Source organism: Campylobacter aviculae (genome assembly GCF_005406215.1).
Taxonomy (GTDB): domain Bacteria; phylum Campylobacterota; class Campylobacteria; order Campylobacterales; family Campylobacteraceae; genus Campylobacter_D; species Campylobacter_D aviculae.
Genome location: NZ_NXMA01000011.1, coordinates 1 through 21,318, shown reverse-complemented (window position 1 = coordinate 21,318; position 21,318 = coordinate 1). Strand labels below are relative to the sequence as shown.

The 21,318-nt window shown below is 29.8% G+C and carries 18 protein-coding genes; 16 read left to right on the top strand and 2 right to left on the bottom strand.

All coding sequences use genetic code 11. The annotated features are described in order from the left end of the window. Nucleotides 1–7 precede the first annotated feature (7 nt). The 9 genes from purL to CQA76_RS06575 all read left to right on the top strand — a co-directional run bounded on the left by purL (nt 8) and on the right by CQA76_RS06575 (nt 10,387). Complete coding sequence (gene purL / locus CQA76_RS06615; RefSeq protein ID WP_137622636.1) at nt 8–2,194, top strand: phosphoribosylformylglycinamidine synthase subunit PurL; 2,187 nt, start codon at nt 8–10, stop codon at nt 2,192–2,194. Next, nucleotides 2,191–2,964 (top strand): J domain-containing protein, encoded by a 774-nt coding sequence (locus CQA76_RS06610; protein ID WP_137622635.1) that lies wholly within the window; start codon nt 2,191–2,193, stop codon nt 2,962–2,964. Before purL ends, CQA76_RS06610 begins: the two co-directional genes overlap by 4 nt. Next, on the top strand, nt 2,961–3,893 hold the full coding sequence (locus tag CQA76_RS06605) for a J domain-containing protein (RefSeq protein ID WP_137622634.1): 933 nt from the start codon (nt 2,961–2,963) through the stop codon (nt 3,891–3,893). The genes CQA76_RS06610 and CQA76_RS06605 overlap by 4 nt, the downstream gene beginning before the upstream one ends. 1 nt (nt 3,894) lies before the next feature. Continuing rightward, nucleotides 3,895–5,427, top strand: coding sequence for a bifunctional phosphoribosylaminoimidazolecarboxamide formyltransferase/IMP cyclohydrolase (gene purH, locus CQA76_RS06600; protein WP_137622633.1), 1,533 nt, complete (start codon nt 3,895–3,897; stop codon nt 5,425–5,427). Nucleotides 5,428–5,532: 105 nt separating this feature from the next. Next, nucleotides 5,533–7,125 (top strand): methyl-accepting chemotaxis protein, encoded by a 1,593-nt coding sequence (locus CQA76_RS06595; RefSeq protein WP_137622632.1) that lies wholly within the window; start codon nt 5,533–5,535, stop codon nt 7,123–7,125. Between the two features lie 11 nt (nt 7,126–7,136). Further along, nucleotides 7,137–7,574, top strand: coding sequence for an META domain-containing protein (locus CQA76_RS06590; RefSeq protein ID WP_137622631.1), 438 nt, complete (start codon nt 7,137–7,139; stop codon nt 7,572–7,574). An 82-nt stretch (nt 7,575–7,656) separates the two neighbouring features. Beyond that, the gene (locus CQA76_RS06585; protein WP_137622630.1) at nt 7,657–8,634 is read left to right on the top strand and encodes an agmatine deiminase family protein; all 978 of its coding nucleotides are present in this window, start codon (nt 7,657–7,659) and stop codon (nt 8,632–8,634) included. Then, the gene (locus CQA76_RS06580) at nt 8,631–9,518 is read left to right on the top strand and encodes a cation diffusion facilitator family transporter (RefSeq protein WP_137622629.1); all 888 of its coding nucleotides are present in this window, start codon (nt 8,631–8,633) and stop codon (nt 9,516–9,518) included. The genes CQA76_RS06585 and CQA76_RS06580 overlap by 4 nt, the downstream gene beginning before the upstream one ends. Further along, a complete protein-coding gene (locus tag CQA76_RS06575) occupies nt 9,515–10,387 on the top strand; it encodes an N-carbamoylputrescine amidohydrolase (RefSeq protein WP_137622628.1) in 873 nt (290 codons plus the stop codon). Before CQA76_RS06580 ends, CQA76_RS06575 begins: the two co-directional genes overlap by 4 nt. Here the strand turns inward: CQA76_RS06575 and CQA76_RS06570 are convergent. After that, nucleotides 10,377–11,708, bottom strand: coding sequence for an SH3 domain-containing C40 family peptidase (locus tag CQA76_RS06570; protein WP_137622627.1), 1,332 nt, complete (start codon nt 11,706–11,708; stop codon nt 10,377–10,379). The two genes, CQA76_RS06575 and CQA76_RS06570, sit on opposite strands and share 11 nt — an antisense overlap. A 48-nt stretch (nt 11,709–11,756) precedes the next feature. Here CQA76_RS06570 and CQA76_RS06565 point away from each other — a divergent pair, with 48 nt between their 5' ends. Both CQA76_RS06565 and CQA76_RS06560 read left to right on the top strand, forming a co-directional pair. Further along, the gene (locus CQA76_RS06565) at nt 11,757–13,094 is read left to right on the top strand and encodes an ATP-dependent DNA helicase (RefSeq protein ID WP_137622626.1); all 1,338 of its coding nucleotides are present in this window, start codon (nt 11,757–11,759) and stop codon (nt 13,092–13,094) included. Nucleotides 13,095–13,109: 15 nt separating this feature from the next. Next, nucleotides 13,110–13,856: a hypothetical protein gene (locus CQA76_RS06560; protein WP_137622625.1), complete on the top strand. Its 747-nt coding sequence runs from the start codon at nt 13,110–13,112 to the stop codon at nt 13,854–13,856. A 4-nt stretch (nt 13,857–13,860) separates the two neighbouring features. Here CQA76_RS06560 and lolA read toward each other — a convergent pair whose 3' ends face one another. Next, on the bottom strand, nt 13,861–14,370 hold the full coding sequence (lolA, locus tag CQA76_RS06555; RefSeq protein WP_137622624.1) for a LolA-like outer membrane lipoprotein chaperone: 510 nt from the start codon (nt 14,368–14,370) through the stop codon (nt 13,861–13,863). Between the two features lie 94 nt (nt 14,371–14,464). Here lolA and secA point away from each other — a divergent pair, with 94 nt between their 5' ends. The 5 genes from secA (at nt 14,465) to CQA76_RS06530 (ending at nt 21,217) form a co-directional block, all read left to right on the top strand. Next, nucleotides 14,465–17,053: a preprotein translocase subunit SecA gene (secA, locus tag CQA76_RS06550; protein ID WP_137622623.1), complete on the top strand. Its 2,589-nt coding sequence runs from the start codon at nt 14,465–14,467 to the stop codon at nt 17,051–17,053. Beyond that, nucleotides 17,050–18,255, top strand: a complete 1,206-nt coding sequence (locus CQA76_RS06545) for an ABC transporter permease (RefSeq protein WP_137622622.1) — start codon at nt 17,050–17,052, stop codon at nt 18,253–18,255. The genes secA and CQA76_RS06545 overlap by 4 nt, the downstream gene beginning before the upstream one ends. 200 nt (nt 18,256–18,455) lie before the next feature. After that, nucleotides 18,456–18,992 carry a hypothetical protein gene (locus CQA76_RS06540; protein WP_137622621.1) on the top strand — a complete coding sequence of 179 codons (537 nt, stop codon included), beginning with the start codon at nt 18,456–18,458 and terminating at the stop codon, nt 18,990–18,992. Nucleotides 18,993–19,066: 74 nt separating this feature from the next. Next, the gene (locus CQA76_RS09055) at nt 19,067–20,425 is read left to right on the top strand and encodes a Cj0814 family flagellar-dependent secreted protein (RefSeq protein ID WP_170999722.1); all 1,359 of its coding nucleotides are present in this window, start codon (nt 19,067–19,069) and stop codon (nt 20,423–20,425) included. A 210-nt stretch (nt 20,426–20,635) separates the two neighbouring features. Next, on the top strand, nt 20,636–21,217 hold the full coding sequence (locus tag CQA76_RS06530; protein ID WP_137622620.1) for a hypothetical protein: 582 nt from the start codon (nt 20,636–20,638) through the stop codon (nt 21,215–21,217). Nucleotides 21,218–21,318 lie beyond the last annotated feature (101 nt).

The window sequence follows — 21,318 nt, the reverse complement described above, 5'->3', positions numbered from 1 at the left end:
TAATAATATGGATAAAGAAATTATAAAAGCACATAAAATCAGCGATGAAGAATATGATCAAATTTTAGAAATTCTTGGACGAGAACCTAATTTACTTGAATTAGGTGTTATTTCTGCTATGTGGAGCGAGCATTGCTCTTATAAATCAAGTAAAAAATACCTCAATGGCTTTCCAACCAAAGCACCTTGGGTGATCCAAGGTCCTGGTGAAAATGCAGGGGTGATAGATATAGGTCAAGATATGGCAGCGGTTTTTAAGGTTGAAAGTCATAATCATCCTAGCTTTATTGAACCTTTTGCGGGGGCAGCAACTGGAGTAGGTGGAATTTTACGCGATGTTTTTACTATGGGTGCAAGAGTTGTTGCTGGACTTAATTCTTTAAAATTTGGAAATATTTATGATGAAAAATATGGAAATCATCAAAAATATCTTGTCAAAGGGGTTGTAAGTGGAATTTCTCATTATGGAAATTGTATGGGTGTTCCAACCATAGGTGGAGAATGCTCTTTTGATGAATGTTTTAATGGAAATATTTTAGTCAATGCATTTGCATTAGGGATTTGCAAAAAAGAAGATATTTTTTATGCCAAAGCTGAAGGGGTAGGAAATCCTGTGATTTATGTAGGGTCAAAAACCGGTAGAGATGGGCTCGGCGGTGCTGTTATGGCTAGCGATAGCTTTAATGAACAAAATAAAAGTTTAAGACCAACAGTGCAAATAGGAGATCCTTTCAGTGAAAAACTTTTAATGGAGGCGTGCTTAGAACTTTTTAAAACTGATTTTATTGTAGGAATTCAAGATATGGGAGCTGCTGGGCTTACTTCAAGTTCTTTTGAAATGGCGGGACGAAGTGGAAGTGGAATGAAGCTTTATCTTGATAAAACTCCTATGCGTGAAAGCGGTATGACACCCTATGAGCTAATGCTTAGCGAATCTCAAGAAAGAATGCTTATTTGTGCAAAAAAAGGCTATGAAGATAAAGTGATAGAAATCTTTAAAAAATGGGATTTAGATGCTGTTGTAATGGGTGAAGTGACTGATACGGGAAATATGGAACTTTTTTGGAAAGATGAACTTGTAGGGCTTATACCTATTGAACCTTTAAGTGAGAAAGCGCCTATTTTAGACCGTCCAATAAGTAAGCCAAAATATCTAGATAGTATTAAAGATTATCAGTTTGAGTTGAAAAACAATATACAAGATTTATTCATTCAGATGATAAAAAATGAAAATGTTAATGATAAAGCTTTTATTTATGATCAATTTGATTCAAGCGTGCAAACCAATACAATTAAGGCTGATGGAAGATTGGGTGCGAGTGTTATACGCGTAAAAGAAAACAATGCGGCTATAGCAATGGCTATAGAATGTAATTCTCGTTTAAATTATATCGATCCAAAACTTGGAGCAATTACAGCTGTGGCAAGTGCTGGAAGAAAAGTAGCTTGTACCGGAGCTAAACCTTTAGCAATTAGCGATTGTTTAAATTATGGGAATCCGCAAAATCCTGAAGTAATGTGGCAATTTGCGCAAGGATGCGAGGGGATTAAGGAGGCTTGTAAGGAATTAAATACCCCTGTGGTTAGTGGTAATGTCTCTTTATATAATGAAACAGAAGGAGTGAGTATTTATCCAAGTCCTACCATTGTAAATGTTGGCGTTTTAGAAAATTCTAATCGCGTTTTAAAAACAAATTTTGATAAGGCTGGAATTAGAATCTATCTTCTAGGAGAAACTTTAGGTAATTTTTCTGGTTCTTTAGTGATGAAAATTCAAGATAAAAAAGTAGCAGGAAATCTTAAAAATATAGATTATAAAGCAGAATTAATGCTTTGGGATTTTCTTTATAAAGCAAATCAAAAATCTTTGCTTGAATGTGCAAATAGTGTTGGTATAGGTGGCATTGCTATAACTTTGGCAAAAATGTGCGCTATTTCTAAAAAAGGTATGATTTTAGAAAGTGGTTTTAATGATAAAAAAATGATTTTTGATGAAAGCTTTAGTCGTGTTATAGTAGGCGTTGATGAAGCATGTGAAGAACAATTTTTACAATTAATTCAAGAATTTAAGATAAAAGCTCACAAATTAGGCGTAAGTACCGATGAGGATTGTTTTAGACTCGATGATATTAACTTAAGTAAAAAAGAGCTAGAAAATCTTTATTTTGAAAGTTTTAAAGAGCAAATTCAATGAGTTTAATTTTAATCATTTTAGTTATTTTAGTTTTTTATTGGTATTATAAAACTTGGGGAAAGCAAGATTTTTTCAATTCTACTGCACGCGGTGCTAAAGGTTTTGCAAAAGGCTTTATGCGTGGTGTGATGGAAGAAAGAATAGATGAATTTAAAAGGCGGATGAATTATTATGTGATCGCACTTTTGGCAAAAATTGCAAAAAGTGACGGCAGAATCAGTCAAGATGAAGCCGATATGATCACTCAAATTTTAGATGCCAATGCAAAAGATAGGCGAGAAAGAGAATTTTTAAAAGCAAGTTTTAATGAACATAAAGAAAATTTAAACGATGCTTTTGAAGTAGCAAAAGATTTTTTAAAAGAAGTTCCTTTGCCAAAAAATGAGCGTTTTAATGTATTTAGGGTACTTGTTTTTATGGCTTTTATTGATGCAGAATTTAGCCCTAAAAAGAAAGAAATTTTAGAACAAATTGCAAGGGCTTTTGATATAAGCCAAAGTGAATTAGAAAATTTTATCAATAATTTTTCAAATTTAAACACTTCTAAACAACAAATCAGTCTGGATGAAGCTTTTGAAATTTTAGAATTACCAAAAAATGCTGATATCAATGCTGTAAAAAAACAATACCGAAATTTAGCAAAAAAATACCATCCTGATATTTTAAATGCAAATAATGTTAGCGAAGAAGAAATCAAAAAAGGGGTAGAAAAGTTCCAAAAAATCAACGAAGCTTATGAAAAAATTAAAAAGCATTTGGAAAATAAATGAAAATGCTTTTGTATATGGCTTTGGGTATAATTGTCACTATAATGCGTATTTGTGTTTTTGTTTATTGTATTGTTGGTGGATTAATTGCCGCACAAGAAGCGTATCATCTTAGAGGTGTTTTAGGCGAAATTTTATATTTTTTAGGTTTTGATAAAAAGAGTCTAATTGCAGCTATTTTAGTTTTTTTTATAAGTGCTTGGCTGATTACTCTTGTTGGTAGTGCCATCATTTTTATTGCTGAAGCAATTTTGTCTAAATTAATCGATAATATTTGGCAAATTCTCGGTCGTTCTTTGGCTGCTTTTGTATTTGCACCATATTATTTCTCAAAAGCTTTTATATATTATCCTATAAAATGCAGTGTAATAGTCTTTAAATATTTATCTTGGAATGCTAAATTTTTTCTGTCTTTAATATGGGTGACACTTCTAACTATTTTACTTATTGTATTTTTTTATTTTGATACTATCAATTTAATTGCACATCAATTTAGTGGATATTATAAAGAAATTATCAATATAAGAAGAATAAATTATAATTATATTTTTAATATTTTTGGAATTTGTGTCGCTGTTAATATTATTAGTTTGGGAGTAATCTTTTTATTTAAGAAAACAGAAAGTTTGCTTTATATTAAAGCTTATAAAAAACTAAATCAAAGCAAACGGTATAAAAAAGAACAAGATAAAGATTTTTCTAGACAAGAGCAAATAAATAATTTTGAACAAAGCGAACTTGATATGCTATTAAAAATCTTTGATTTAACACAAGAAACATTAAATAAAGAAAATTTAAAAAAACATTATAAAGAATTAGCAAGGCAACTTCACCCCGATCTCGTACCACTACATAGGAAAAAAGAGGCACATAATCAATTTGTAGAATTGCAAAAGAATTATGACAGATTACAAAAATATTTAAAGGAGTAAAATGAGAGCATTGCTTAGCGTCAGTGATAAAGAAGGTATAGTAGAATTTGCCAAAGAGCTTGAAAATTTAGGTTTTGAGCTTCTTTCAACGGGTGGAACTTTTAAAATTTTAAAAGAAAATGGGATAAAAGTTGTAGAAGTGAGTGATTTTACAAAAAGTCCTGAGCTTTTTGAAGGGCGAGTAAAAACTTTGCATCCTAAAATTCATGGGGGAATTTTACATAAAAGAAATGATGAAAATCATGTTAAACAAGCCAAAGAAAATGGAATTTTAGGTATTGATTTGGTATGTGTGAATTTGTATCCTTTTAAAAAGACTACTATTATGAGTGATGATTTTGATGAAATCATAGAAAATATCGATATAGGCGGACCTGCGATGATCAGATCTGCAGCAAAAAACTATAAAGATGTGATGGTGATTTGTAATCCACTTGATTATGAAGAGGTGATTGAGGCTTTAAAAAATGAAAAAAATGATGAAAAATTTCGCCTAAATTTAATGATAAAAGCTTATGAGCATACAGCAAATTATGATTCTTATATAGCAAATTATATGAACGAGCGTTTTAATGGGGGTTTTGGAGCAAGTAAATTTATAGTAGGACAAAAGGTTTTTGATACCAAATATGGGGAAAATCCTCATCAAAAAGGTGCTTTGTATGAGTTTGACTCCTTTTTTAGCACCAATTTCAAAGCCCTTAAAGGCGAAGCTAGTTTTAACAATCTTACCGATATCAATGCGGCTTTAAATTTAGCTAGTAGTTTTGGCGATTCTCCAGCAGTTACAATAGTAAAACATGGAAATCCTTGCGGTTTTGCAATCAAAGAAAATCTTTTACAAAGCTATATTAGCGCATTAAAATGTGATAATGTAAGTGCTTATGGTGGAGTGGTTGCAATCAATGGAACACTTGATAAAACTTTAGCTGAAAAAATAAATGAAATTTATGTCGAAGTGATAATCGCTGCAAATGTAAGTAAAGAGGCTTTGGAGGTATTTGAGGGTAAAAAACGTATTAAAATTTTCACTCAAGAAAATCCTTATTTAGTGCGTAGTTTTGATGCGCATGATTTTAAACATATCGATGGTGGATTTGTGTATCAAAATAGTGATGAAGTAGGCAATGATGAACTTAAAAATGCCAAGCTTGTTTCAAAAAGAGAAGCAAGCAAGGAAGAACTTCAAGATTTAGAAATTGCTATGAAAATTGCTGCATTTACAAAATCAAATAATGTCGTTTATGTTAAAAATGGAGCTATGGTAGCTATAGGTATGGGAATGACGAGCAGAATTGACGCAGCAAAAGCAGCCATTACTAAGGCTAATGAAATGGGACTTGATTTACAAGGTTGTGTTTTGGCAAGTGAAGCTTTCTTTCCATTTAGAGATAGCATAGATGAAGCAAGTAAAGTTGGAGTTAAGGCTATAGTTGAACCTGGTGGAAGCATAAGAGATGATGAAGTGATAAAAGCTGCGGATGAATACGCTATGGCTCTTTATTTTACCGGAGTGAGACATTTTTTACATTAAAATACAATAATTCCATTTTTTGATAATCAAAATATTATTTAATAAAAATTAAATAATATTTTTAGTACAATGATGTAATATTTTATATGTGAAAGTAATGCGTAAATGTTTAAGACTATTGGATTTAAAGTCTCATCAGCGATTTTTGTTGTTTTACTATTAAGCTTTGTGATTATGCAAATTATAGTTAGTTTTGATTTTAAAAATACGGCCAATCAGATGAGCAAAGAAAATCTTAACACAGCTAGCAATTTAGTCTTTCAAACTATGAGAATGGCTATGAATTTAGGTGATCCGGACAAAATAAAAGAAGCTATTAATGATGCTAAAACTATAGATGGAATTAGTGATATAAAAATTTATCCATCCAAAGAGACGATAGAGCTTTTTGATATTAAAAATCCTATTACTTCTAACGAAAATATTATTTTAGATCAATTTTCAAATCCTAGTTTGATTTCTTTAGAACAAAGTATTAATGGAATAGATCATTTAAGACTTATTCGTCCTTTGGTTGCAAATAAAACATGTATAGCTTGTCATGCAAATGTAAAGGAAGGTAGCGTTATAGGTGTTATGGATGTATATCATTCTTTAGAAAATATAGAAAAAGATATTTCAAGAACAAGCCAAACCTATATAGTGATTTTTACAATTGCTTTAATAGTAACTTTAGTAGTTGTGCTTTTTGTACTAAAAATCGTTATAGGTCGTCCTGTTTTGGAGCTTTTAAATCATGCTAAAGAATTGGCTCAAGGCAGTGGAAATTTAAAAGCAAGGATTCGTATCAAAGGTCAAGATGAAATCGCAACTGCTTGTGGATATATAAATCAGTTTATTGAAAAAACCCATAAAGCTGTAAGCGGGGCAAGTTTGAGTTCTAAAAATGTGGAACACCAAAGCATTCTTTTAAATTCAAATGCAACCTCTTTAAACGAAATTACAGAGCTAAATCACAAAAAGATTGATTCGAGTTTTCATCTTGGAAATAGTATAGGATCAGATTTAAGAGAGTTGGCAAATTTATCAAGTGATGCAAATATTGCTAATGATAAATCTTATGAATTATTAGAACAAATGCTTCAATCTTTGTTTGCAGTAGCACAAAAAGTTACAGATATAGCCGAAAGTGAAAACAGCTTAGCCAAGAAAATTGAAAGTATGGTTGAGCAAGCAAAAAATATACAAAAAGCTACTCAAATGATGAATGAAATTGCTGATAAAACTAATCTTTTATCTTTAAATGCGAGTATAGAGTCAGCAAGAGCTGGAATTTATGGAAAAGGGTTTTCTGTTATTGCAGAAGATATAAGATTGCTTGCGAATAACAGTGAAGAATTTTTAAATAGTGTCGCAGTCATTACAAAAGAATTATTAATCAGCATAGAAAAAGTAGCTAATGAACTTAAGGATAATTCTCAAAAAATTCATTCTTTAAACGAAGACACAAATTTATTAGTTAATAGTGCAAATGAAGTTAAATTTTGCAATCAAGATGCAAAAAATCTTGTGCATCAATGTAGTCAAAAAATAAAAGCAAGTCAAGAAAATATACAAGATTTGTTAATGAGAATGGAGGAAAATGTTGAAGCAAGTGAAAAAAATGAAGAAATTTCAAAAATTTTGCTTCAAGTTGCTGATGAGTTAAAAATAGTATGTCATAATCTTGATAACGAATTAAAGCAATTTCAAATTTAAAGGATAAAAATATGAAAAAAACACTAAAAATCGCTTTAGCTACAGCTTTTTTTGCAGGTTGTGCGAGTACTTCAGTAACTTCAGATTCGACTTCAAACGCTCAAAATAAACTTATGCAAAATCAACTATTGAAAATAGAAAAAATTGTAGTCAATGGAAAAACATTTGATCCTAAGAATGCCGAAGAAACTCCAAATATTAGCTTTGATAAAGATAAATTTTACGGTTATGCAGGTTGTAATCGCTTTTTTGGATCATACACCAATAATGGCAATGCTATAAAAATCAACGGAGATCGTGCTGCATCGACTCAAATGCTTTGCCATCCTTTGGATGTAATGGATTTTGAAAATTCTTTCCTTTCCAATTTTAATGGAACTTTTAAAATTTCAAACGAAGATGGAAAGCTTGTTTTAAATAATGGTAAAGTGAAAATCTTTTTCAAATAATTTTTTAGCCCTTTTTTGTGGGCTACTTTCTTAAATTTATTTCACAAACACAATTAAATCTTTTAATCAGCAAAGGTATATAATGATAAAATCAATACCAGAATGGAGTGAGCAAGAATATCTAATCCTTTCTTTACCACATGAAAAGACAGATTGGAAGCCTTATCTGAACGAAATTTTAGAAAGCTATCAAGAATTTGTAAGGGTTGTAAGTCAATTTCAAAAGGTTTTATTGATTGCTCCGCAAGATCAAGATTTTATCCCTTTTAAGGATATAAAAAACGTTGAATTTTTTAAATGCAATACAAACGATACGTGGATACGGGACTTTGGTCCTATAGATGTTTTAAAGGATGATCGTTTGCAAGCTCTTGATTTTACCTTCAATGCTTGGGGAAATAAATTTCAAAGCGAATTAGACAATGCTGTAAATTCTAAACTTTTTGATATAAAATTTAAAGAAAAACTTGAAAAAATCGATTTTATTTTAGAGGGTGGAAGTATTGATTTTAATGGCGATGGAGTTATGCTTACGACGACAAATTGTCTTTTAAATACAAATAGAAATTCTCATCTTGATAAAACTCAAATCGATAAAAAATTAAAAGAAATTTTTGGATTAAAACATATTATTTGGCTAGAAAATGGTTTTATTAAAGGAGATGATACGGATTCTCATGTGGATATTTTGGCTAGATTTATCGATAAAAATACGATAGCACATTGTGTTTGCGAAGATGAAAAAGATGAGCATTTTTTACCTTTAAAGAAAATGCAAGAAGAGCTTGAAAAAACAGGATTTAATTTATTGCCATTGCCATTGCCTAAGCCTTTTTTTTATGATAATCGTAGAATGGGTGCAACCTATGCAAATTTTGTTTTTGTCAATAATGCCTTAATCGTTCCATTGTATAAAGATGATAATGATAATATCGTAATCGAAAGGCTTTCTAAGGCTTTGCCTGATCGAAAGATTGTGGGAGTGGATGCGAGAGTATTTGTGCGTCAAAATGGTTCTTTGCATTGTTCTTGTCAAAATCGCTTTAAGGGTTTAAGATGAGTTTGCAAAAAAAAGCCACTATCATTGCAAGTGTTTGTGCCCTTAGCTTGGCTTGTGTTAAATTTGTAGTTGGCTTGATGAGTGGATCGGTTGCAGTGCTTTCAAGTGCGATTGATTCTTTGATGGATTTTGCAATTTCTGCGTTTAATTTTTTGGCTTTAAAAAAGAGTGCGCAAAGGGCAAATGAAAATTATAATTTCGGTTTTTCTAAAATCGAAGCTTTAATGGGTCTTTTAGAAGGTGGTTTTATCGTATGCGTAGGTATTTTTATCTTTTATGAAAGTATTTTAAAAATTTATTATAAAAAAGAAATTATTGATTTAAATTCAAGTATCTATGTTATGATTTTTGCTCTTATTGTAACTTTTTTTCTCATCCTTTTTTTAAATTATGTAGCAAAAAAAACAAAAAGTCTAATCATTGAAAGTGATGCTTTACATTATAGAAGTGATTTTTTAACCAATATCTGCACCTTACTTGCTTTGGTGCTGATTTATTTTACAAATTTATATATTATCGATGCTATTTTTGGGATAGTAATCAGCCTTTATACGGCCTTTTCTGCTTTTAAGATTATTAAAAAAGCTTTATCATTTTTAATGGATCAGGCTTTACCAAAAGATCAAGTTGATCAAATTTGTACTTTAATTTCCAAACATCCAGAGGTTATTTCTTATCATGAGTTAAAAACGAGAAGAACGCCAAATTGTAATTATTTAAGTGTGCATTTGGTTTTTTGTCCTATAATTTCGCTTTTAAATGCGCATAAAATTTCAGATGAGATTGAAAATAATGTGCGTTTGATGTTTAAAGATGAAAAATGGGATATGCAAATTCATTTAGATCCTTATGATGATCAAGAACAAGAAAGGCAAAGACAATGAAAATAGCTCTTGTGCAGCAAAAATTTCATTCCAATAAAGAACAAACGATAAAAAAAACTTGTGAATTCATAGAAGAGGCAGTAAAAAAAGGAGCCGATCTTGTATGTTTAGGAGAACTTCATCAAAGTGAATATTTTTGTCAAAGCGAAAATGTTGCTTATTTTGATTATGCAAATGATTATGAAAAAGATATTGAGTTTTGGTCAAATATAGCTAAAAAGCACAATATAGTTTTATTAACCTCATTGTTTGAAAAACGTAGTGCGGGACTTTATCATAACACAGCCGTTGTTTTTGAAAAAGATGGTAGTATAGCCGGAAAATACCGAAAAATGCATATACCTGACGATCCTTGCTTTTATGAAAAATTTTATTTTACGCCAGGCGATTTAGGTTTTAAACCAATTCAAACGAGCGTGGGTAAGCTTGGAGTATTGATTTGTTGGGATCAATGGTATCCTGAAGCGGCAAGATTGATGGCTTTGCAGGGGGCTGAAATTCTTATTTATCCTACGGCTATTGGATGGTTTGATAAGGATGAGGAAGAAGAAAAGCAAAAGCAACTTGGAGCTTGGTTAGGAGTTCAAAAAGGACATGCTATTGCTAATGGTTTATTTGTGGCTGCGATTAACCGTGTTGGGTTTGAAAAAGACGCAAGTGGGGTAGAGGATGGAATAAGATTTTGGGGAAATTCTTTTATTTTTGGCCCTCAAGGAGAAGAGCTTTGTTTGTTGGATAATGAAAACGAATGTGTTAAGGTTATAGAGATTGACAAAAAAAGAAGTGAAAATGTAAGGCGTTGGTGGCCATTTTTAAGGGATAGACGTATAGAATATTTTCATAATTTAAATAAAAGATTTATCGATTAGATAAATCTTTGGCTAAATACTTATTTATCTCATCGATTTCTTTTTGATTTAAACTGATAAAGCTTACCTCTTTAAGTTTTGAAAGCAATAGGTTTTTTTCGAGAATTTCTTTTTTTCCTATTTCTAAAGAAGTGATTGAGCTTTCTCCTATGATAAGTCTTTGTGTTTCTCCTTTTCTTAATCCCCAGATATTATGTATAACTATATTATTATTTTCAACTTTTCCAGCATAAAGCATAATGTGTCCTGGGATATAAAGCAAGGTTATATAAGCTTTTCCAAATCGATCTAAAAAATCTTTTTTTTGGTTATTATTTAACATGCTGATATCAAAATGATGAAAAGCATTTTTTTGCGCACTTGAATTTCTTGGCAAATAAAGCCCAAAAGCTGAAAATACATCACGAGTAAATAAAGAACAATCCCTTTCTAAATTATATCCACCCCACCCATAAGGCAAACCAAGCATTTGATTTAATTGGTTTTTTAAATTAGTATCGTTTAATTTTAAAGGAAATTTGGTTGCATCTTTTTTCAAAATTTTATATTTTTTAGAACCAATCTTTCCATAAAAATATTTTTTATCTTGTTTATAATATGGATAAATAGCACCGATTCTAGTTTCAAAGAAAAAATGATTATTTTCACTAAAAACAGCTTGTTTTTCTTTAAGCGGTGTAATAAAATCAAGTTTTTCATAAATTTTTGCTCTAGGATTAGAAAATATCTCTAGATCTTTACTCTCGACAAAACCAAATCCAGTTTCACTTACCACAAAAGCGTATCGCTTATCTTTTGTATAGTGAGAAATTAAAACAGGTGTGCCAATATTTAAAATTCCATCATTTGCATAGTCAAATGGAAAACCTTCGTTTTCTTGAAAAGGATTTTTTAGTATTGCTTTTTGTGTAGGGAAATTTTTAAGTAGAGTGTTTTGGATCACTAAGGCCTTTTGGTTTAATTTTCCTATATTGCTTGTATTGGCATTTTCAATTTGTTTTTTGAACCAAGATTTGGAGATTTCTTGTTTATTAAAAAAATAATATTTATTTTTTAAATTCAAATAGATTGGAAAGGACCAAAATAGATTTTGATTTTTATAGTTCTTAAAAGAAGAGTGCCAAGGTTTGAAAAAGATTTTTTTATAATTTTTAGCATCAAGATTGATATTTTGGTCATATTTGGGTAATATATCAATACTTTGCTTGAATTCTAATTTTGCATAATGCGTATCTGTTTTATTTTCTTTAAGATGGTTTATTGGGTTTTTAAAAGAGCAAGCTGTAAAAAACAATAGAGAAAAAACTAAAATATATTGCATAATCAACCTTTTACAAAAAATCGTTATAATTAAAGCCAAGGAAATATAATGCTTGATAAACTAGAAAAAATTTTAATCAATGATAATGTTTTTTTAAGTGGTGGCGCTGGTGTAGGAAAGAGTTTTTTGACTAATAATTTGATAAATTCTTATAAGAAAAAAGGTAAGTTTGTAGTCGCTTTAGGCTCTAGTGCCCTTTCAGCATTTAATATTGGCGGAGTTACTTTGCATAGTTTTTTTTGCTTGGGTTATTGCGAAGATATAATAGCTTTGAGTGTTTTTGATCGCAAACAAAAGGAAAAAATCGCTAAATTAAATGAGAATTTAAAGAAAATCGATCTTATTATTATCGATGAAATTTCTATGGTGAGTGCTAATATTTTTGAAATGATAGGTTTTAGGATAAAAAATTCAAGATTTGATGGAAAAATTTTAGTTGTAGGAGATTTTTTTCAATTACCCCCTGTGATTAGAGAAAAAAAAGAGACGCTTTTTTTAAATTCCTATTACGCTTTTTCTTCTTTTTTTTGGAAAGATTTAAATTTTAAAAATGTTAAGCTTTCTCAGTCCAAAAGAACTCAAAATTTAGAATTTTATAAAAATTTATCTCTAATAAGACAGGGATTTTTAGATGAAAAGATTATAAAGCGATTTGAGCAAATGTGCATTGATACAAGGGAATTGGAAAAATTAGAAGATGATTATACCTTGCTTTGTGGGATAAACAAAAAGGTAAATGAAATCAATGAAAACAAACTCAATCGTTTATCAACTCCTTTGGTTAGTTTTCAAGCTAAAATTCAAAAAGAAGATAAAGATCTTGAGGATCATAAATTACAAAGTTGGATTAAGGGCTTAAATATTTTAGAAGAGCTTAAGATTAAAATAGGAGCTCGAATTATTTTTTGTATCAATAACTGGGATAAAAATTATTATAATGGCGAACAAGGAATAATTGAGGATATCATCTACGATGAGGATAAAATTTATATTAGTATTGTAAAAAATAATGGGATCAATATCATGCTTGAGCCTTATATTTTTTTTATGGAGGAAATTGAGCAAAATAATGGAGAACTGTTCGTTAATACTCTAGCAAGTGTGAGTCAATTCCCTATAAAATTAGCCTATGCTATTACTATACATAAATCCCAAGGTATGAGTATAGAAAAATTAGTTTGTGATATAGATCATATATTTGAGAACGGACAACTTTATGTAGCATTATCACGAGCAATCAATCCCAACACCTTAAAAATTTATTTTACTAAGGGTGTGAAATTTGAAACTTATTTTGCAAGTATTTTAAAATTTGATTCTAGGGTTATTGATTTTTATAAAGACAATGTTTTTTTGGATCTTGAATTTGAAGACAATATCTCTTAATATAAGGAAATAAAAATGAAAAAAATATTTTTTGTAATTTTTCTATTTTTAAATTTACATGCACAAAGTCTTGAGATATCCAAACTAAGAACGGATTTATATTCTAAAAGTGGATCAAATACTCTTAAAAAGATTGAAATTTCTTTAGATTTTGAGGGAAAAAATTTAGAAGAGAATGAACTTAAGCTAATCGATTCTATCAATACCGTGATTTCTGGATTTTTTTATGAAGATATGTTTACTGAGATTGGCAAGGATAATTTTAAAAAAGTTTTAAAAAAGTTTGTGGAGAAAAGATATAAAATGAATATTGATGAAATTTATATTTTATCTTTAAGCGGAGTTGAAAAATTTGATTTAGAGGAATTTAAAAGATTTTTAGAAAGTACTGAAGCTAAAAAAAATAATACAAGCAATGAAGTTAAAAAAGTTTTAGAAAATTTAAGCGTTCCTGAAGTTCCGCAAGTAAAAACTTCAAATAATATTTCAATTCCAAATATACCTGAATCAAAACAAATAGGGCAGCTTTTTAAAAACACAGAAGAAGATAATGAAAAACAAGACAATGGAGAAATCAACCCAGATTCTCTTAATATTCCAAAAATTAGTCCTTTGGAGCTTGAGGAAAAAATCAAACAGGATTTAATTAAAAATCCGCCAAAAATATTTCAAGAAAAAAATACAACAAAAGCTATTGCTGATGAAAATTCAAGCACGGGTTTTGATTTAAAATTGGATAATAACTCAAGCCATGTTCAATAGTTTCTTATTGAACTATGTCGTAATTTTTTGGAATTTTAAATTCAAAAACCTTAGAATCAATTTTAGGATTTTTGATTTCATTGCTTAAGGTTATTGTTACGTCGTTTTCAAATTCGTCTTTATAGGCAATAGTTTGAATTTTTTCTTGATTTAAAGTAATAGTGTAGTTAATATTTTTATACTTTGCTAAAAGTTTATCTTTTGATATTAGTTTAGCATTTTTAAAAATTTGATTAAGATTGGGTATATTATCGAGTTTTGAAAAGATGGCTTGCTCTAAATCGTGTTCTATAATCACGACTTGATTTTTATTGATATAGATTTCTTTTTTATTGGGTGTATCATATTCCCAAAATGCCTTGTCTTTGCTTATGATAAAATGCCCGCTATAAAGAAGTGTTGAATTTTTAGACTTAATTAATTGGGTAAAATTACTTGAATAGGTGTTAAAATCAAGATCAATAGCCCAAAGTTTAACCATAGTGATTAAAAAAAATATAAAAATTTTTTTCATTATTTTCCTTAAATTTTTTACTAATTCTAGCTAATTTTAATTAAATAATAGCTATAATAGTGGCTTAAAATTTTTTTAGTAAAAGGTTTAAATAATGTTTTTAAATGCTTTAAGAGTCATATTTGGAACAAAAAACGATCGTGAGATAAAAAAGTATTTTAAACGAGTGGCACAGATTAATATGCTTGAATCTAAATATCAAAATTTAAGCGATGATGAGCTTAAAGCTGAATTTTTACAACTTAAAAACCAAATTTTAGGCGGAGAAAAAAAAGAAGATGATATTTTAAATGATGTTTTTGCAATAGTAAGGGAAACAGGAAAAAGAACCTTAAATATGCGTCATTTTGATGTGCAATTAATCGGTGGAATGGTTTTGCACGAAGGTAAGATTGCCGAAATGAAAACAGGAGAGGGAAAAACCCTTGTGGCAACTTTACCTGTCGTTTTAAATGCTATGAGTGGAAAAGGTGTTCATGTTGTAACCGTTAATGATTATTTGGCAAAAAGAGATGCCGAGCAAATGAGTGCAATTTATAATTTTTTAGGATTTAGTGTCGGCGTTGTTCTTTCATCGCAAAATAGCGATTTGGAGCATAAAAAAGCCTATGATTGCGATATTACTTATGGAACAAATAATGAATTTGGTTTTGATTATTTAAGAGATAATATGAAATTTTCAAAGGCTGAAAAAGTTCAAAGAGAGCATAATTTTGTTATTGTGGATGAAGTAGATAGCATTTTGATTGATGAGGCAAGAACTCCTTTGATTATCAGCGGTCCTACCAATCGAACCTTAGATGGTTATATCAAGGCTAATGAAGTAGCAAAACAGATGAAAAGAGGTGAGGCGGTATTGCCTCCTGCTAAACCTGAAGGAGATTTCGTAGTTGATGAAAAGAATAGAAATATCTTAATCACTGAAGCAGGGATTGCAAAAGCGGAAAAACTCTTTGGGGTGGAAAATTTATATAGTCTCGATAATGCTATTTTGGCTCATCAGCTTGATCAAGCATTAAAAGCTCACAATCTTTTTGAGAAGGATGTGCATTATGTTATAAGAAACAAAGAAGTGATTATAGTGGATGAATTTACTGGGCGTTTAAGCGAAGGACGCCGTTTTAGTGAAGGACTTCACCAAGCTTTAGAGGCTAAAGAAAATGTAAAAATTCAAGAAGAAAGCCAAACTTTAGCCGATATCACTTTTCAAAATTATTTTAGAATGTATAAAAAACTCGCCGGTATGACTGGAACAGCACAAACAGAAGCGACAGAATTTTCACAAATTTATAACTTGGATGTGATTTCAATTCCAACTAATATTCCTATCAAAAGACAAGATAAAGATGATTTGATCTATAAAACGCAAAATGAAAAATTTAAAGCTGTAATTGAAGAGATTAAACAAGCAAATAAAAAAGGACAACCTGTTCTTGTAGGAACAGCAAGCATAGAAAGAAGTGAAGTTTTTCACAATATGTTGGCAAAAGAAAAAATTCCTCATCATGTTTTAAATGCTAAAAATCATGAGCAAGAGGCGTTAATCATACAAGATGCTGGAAAAAAAGGAGCTGTAACCATAGCTACCAACATGGCAGGACGTGGGGTTGATATCAAAATTGACGATGAAGTAAGAGCTTTAGGCGGCCTTTATATCATAGGAACTGAAAGACATGAAAGTCGCCGTATAGATAATCAACTTCGTGGTCGTGCAGGACGTCAAGGCGATCCTGGAACAAGCCGTTTTTATCTTAGTTTAGAAGATAATTTATTGAGAATTTTTGGCGGAGATCGTATCAAAGGAATCATGGAACGTTTGGGTATAAAAGAAGGTGAGCATATAGAATCAAGCATAGTTACAAGGGCGGTTGAAAATGCCCAAAAAAAAGTTGAAAGTTTGCATTTTGAAAGTAGGAAACATTTGCTTGAATACGATGATGTAGCCAATGAGCAGAGAAAGACTATTTATCGTTATCGCAATGAATTATTAGATGAAGAATATGATATAAAAGCTAAAATATCGCAAAATATTGCAGAATATAGTGCGAATGTGATGAGCGAATTTATGCTTGAAGAGAGTAATGCGGATTTTAATTTTGAAATTTTAAAAAATAAAATTTTTGATGAATGTTCTACTGAAATCAAAGAAAGTGATTTTGAAAATCTTAGCTTGATTGAAATGCAAGATAAATTAAGTGAAATTTTAGAAAATTCTTATCATCAGAAAATGGAAAAATTAGATGAAAAAGAATTGCACAATATCGAGCGTATTTTGTATTTGCAAGTTTTAGATAATGCTTGGAGGGAACACTTATATCAAATGGATATTTTAAAAACAGGTATAGGTCTTCGCGGATACAATCAAAAAGATCCTTTGGTAGAATATAAAAAAGAGAGCTATAATCTCTTTTTAGAGCTTGTCAATCGTATCAAATTTGATAGCATTAAATTACTTTTTAGTGTGAGATTTAATCAAGAAGAAGTAAAAGATTTAGAAAACAAAGCAAGTAAAGAGAATGAAAAAATCCTTGAAAATTCAGTAGAAATTGGTGTGAGTGAAGATGGGTTTGATGAGCCCGAATTTAAAAAAGTTCCTAGAAATGCACCTTGTCCTTGCGGGAGTGGTAAAAAATTTAAAGAATGCCATGGAAAAAGCGGTCCAAAACAAGGGATTTTAGCTTGAATAAAAGCGTTTTAAAATATTTACTTTTTAAATATTTAAGATTTGATAAAGAGCAACCCTTTATCAATTTATCTATGCTTTTAGCTTTTTTGGGCGTATGTGTAGGACTTTGCGTTTTACTTGTAGCAATGGCTATCATGAATGGTTTTGATAAGGAGTTTGAAAAACGTTTTTTTGTAATGAATTATCCTATTACAATAATGCCAAAATTCTACGCTCCTGCTAACGACGAATTAGTTAATGAACTTAAAGAAAGATTTCCTAAATTACTTTTTAGTCCTTATGTCAGCACTCAAGTTGTTGTAAAAGGAGATAATCGCTTTGAAGGCGGAGTGCTTTTTGGTGTCAATTTTAAAGATGAAATTCAGATCAATGAAATCGTTGCTAAGGCTATTAAAGATCAAAATTTAAGTGGTTTTGATATACTTTTAGGATCGGCTTTGGTGGATGAGTATGGCTTACGTAAAAACGATATGATTTCACTTATTTTTTCAAATTTTAATCCTAGTGGATTTTCTTTGATCCCACAAACTAAACGTTTTAAAGTAAAGGCTCGTTTTACTTCTGGACTAGCATTTTATGATAAAGCTTATATGTATACTGATGTTAAGGCTTTAAGAAAAGTTCTTGGAATGAATGAAAATCAAGGTTATGATGGAATCCATGTTTATAGCGATGATGCTTTTAAAGATGTGGAAAAAATAAAAAATTATTTAAAAGATGATTATATCGTTATAGGATGGTGGGAACAAAATAAAAATTTCTTTTCAGCTTTAAAGCTTGAAAAAAGAGCGCTTTTTATAGTTTTGATGCTGATTATCTTGGTTGCCAGTTTAAATATAGTCAGTTCTCTTTTAATGATCGTTATGAATCGTCGTAGCGAAATCGCTCTTTTATTTGCTTTGGGTGCGAGCAAAGCAGAGGTTAAAAAAAGTTTTTTTGCTTTAGGGATGCTTATAGGTGGTGGTGGTATGATAGTGGGTATTTTACTTGCTTTTATCGCTTTGTGGCTTCTAGGAAATTTCGATATCGTTACCTTACCAGCCGATGTTTATGGGACGAGTAAATTACCGCTTGATTTGTCGATTATGGATTTTACTTTGACGATCATTGGAGCTTTGATTATTATCGCTTTATCCTCTTTTTATCCGGCTAAAAAAGCAACTCAAATCAATGTTTTAGATACTTTAAGGAATGAATGATTTTTATAAATTCTAATTTATTACCAATTTACACATTATCATTAAATTATATTAAAAAATAAAAAACTTTTAAAGTGTTATAAATTCATTATAAACATTATTTAAACCCTTAAAAATTAAGACTTTTAAAAATTTGATTTAAAATTATCATTTATGATAAAATAGTTTATGTTATATTTTTATCATAGAAGAGATAAATTATGATTAAAAAATTACTTAGCATTGCAACTTTAGGTGCTTTATTAGCAAGTTCTGCTTTTGGGGATGATTTTCTAGCTAAAGTCAGCAATGGTGCACTCAGTGATAATAGTGCAGGTGTTAAAGTTCTTAACCTTGATGAGATGAAACAAGTTAAGGGTGGGTGGTATCCTGTTTCTACCCAGTGTTCAGGTAATGTATGTCTTGCTATTGCCAATCATAGAGCTGCTGCATTAGCTGGAACTCTTACACCAGCAGAAGAAACTGCTTGGAAAACTGCAACTTTAGAAAAAGATCCAAAAAATTCTAAGTATTACTTAGGTTTTTTAGCTCAAAACAATTGGACTGTTTCAAGTTTAGGAACTCCTTATAACTATTTTACTTATGCAGCTATTATGTTGGCTCCTAATGGACAAATTTATCAGTTATCTAGTCAAGTTCTTAATAATAATCTAATAGTTAGGCAATTAAGTATTGGGTATAAAGATAAGTTTGATAGCTATTTTGGTGGCTTACAGATTGGTCGCATTTCTCACTAAACTTTTCTACATTTCTACCGATATATAAGGTAGAAATGGTAAATTATCTACCACTATAACCAAAAGGCAGTAAAATGATAAATAATATAAATTCTTACTCAAATTATAATTACTATACAAATACTTTAAATTCTAAAAAGAATTCTAAAACAAATGATTTGGTAGATAATAATAAAGAAATAAACAACAATACAAATTTAAATAATAATAACAATATTTCAAACAATACCTCATTAAAACAAACAAATTCAAATTTAGTAAGTGATAAATCTAAGGCCGTTAATAAAATACTAGGTTATGGTGTAGATGAAGATGGTTTTTTTACCAGTGATTTCAATGAAGCTGCAGGAATACCTAAAGATTATAAGATTTATGCTAAGGGTATGGAGAATTTTGTAAAAGATCAAATAGATACGGTGAAAGCTTTTACAAGTTTAGATATAGCTAAAAGTATAGGGAGAGCTTATAAAGTTTTTTCACAACTTATTGATGAGCCAAAAGGAAATTTTACAACTGAAGATATAAATAAAATTCCACAATGGTTTCAATGGGATAGTAAAACCTTGCAAGTAACAAAAATCTATACTAAAGATGAATATTATAAAGCTGCTAGCTCAAATCCTACAGGTTTTGTAGATATGACAGATAAAAACTTATATGAAAATTCTTTAAAAAATACTATAAGCTTTCCTGATTGGGATAGTTTTGGTGATGGTTACATCAATAAAAAATCAGATATTTTTAAATTAAGCACAGGTGTGGATATAGGAAAAAATATTTATACAAACATAGATGGTTCAATATCTAAAGGCGGAGTTTTAATGGCATTTTTTGCTTCAAATGATAGTTCTCAATTTTTACGCGGTGAAACAACAATTGCAGGCAAGTTAGCAGGTCTTGATGACAATTTTGGAGCAGATAAAATACAAGAGTTATATCAATTTATGAAAGATAATAATATTACTTATGCCCTAGATGATAATATAGGTTCAAGTATGATGAAGATGCTTTCTTTAACTGAAAATATAAGTAGTGTAGAAGAATTCAAAAAACAATGGCTAGAAATGAAAGCTAAGAGTGACGCTATGGGAGAAAAATATAAGGCACAAATAGCACAACAAAATAATTCTAACTTAACACAACAAACCAACGAAACTAATCAAACAAAAGACAAACCCTTTAAACCCATCCAAGCAGAAAGTAAAAACAAAGAAACTTATAAAGATGATAATATAAGAAATGAACTCATAAAAAAACTTCTTGAAAATAAATTTGATTTAGTAAAAGAATTAGAAATTCTTTTTGATGTAAAAATAGATAATAATAGTTCTAATACGAATGACAATACAAATAACAATTCCAATACCAATCATCTTAGTAAATTAAGTTCTAGAACTAAAACTAAACATAGAAGTGTGAATATTAAGGTTTAGAAAATTTATTAAAATTAATTACTAAATAATATTACCAATTTACACATTATTATTAAATTATATTAAAAAAATAAAAAACTTTTAAAGTGTTATAAATTCATTATAAACATTATTTAAACCCTTAAAAATTAAGACTTTTAAAAATTTGATTTAAAATTATCATTTATGATAAAATAATTTATGTTATATTTTTACATAGAAGGAGCAAATATGATCAAAAAGTTACTTAGCATTGCAACTTTAGGTGCTTTATTAGCAAGTTCTGCTTTTGCAGATGATTTTCTAGCTAAAGTCAGCAATGGTGCACTCAGTGATAATAGTGCAGGTGTTAAAGCTCTTAATTTAGATGAGATGAAACAAGTTAAGGGTGGGTATAAGCTTTTTAGAGATAGTGTTTTTATTTTTCAAAACATTAATTTAGGTATGACAAAGTTAAGTCAAATTGGTGTGATTGTAAAACCTACTGAATATGAACAAGATAATGGAGTTCTTTGTGGTTTTGGTGGAGGTCGTTGTTCAGACTTATACACCAATAAACAAGCTTACAATAATCTTGCGTCGATTGCCAATCCAGAATTAGGAGAGTATTTAGCTGTAACTGCAACAAAAACTACGATTATAGGTCCTTTTGGAATTCCTCAAGTTAAATTTTCAAATGGTGGTATGGTTGTAGGTATAAATGGAGATACAATTTATAAAATTAGAAGTGCAAATGCTAATAGCAGTGTTGCTCGAGAAGTTTTAAATCGTGTAGGTAAGGATTTAAATAAAATTCTTGTTACTCAATTTTAGTGATTTAATTTCACAATTTTAAATTTTGGAATAGAATTTGCTATTTTATTCCAAAATAAATAAGGATTAAAACAATGTTAAATTTTAATACAGGCTTTGGC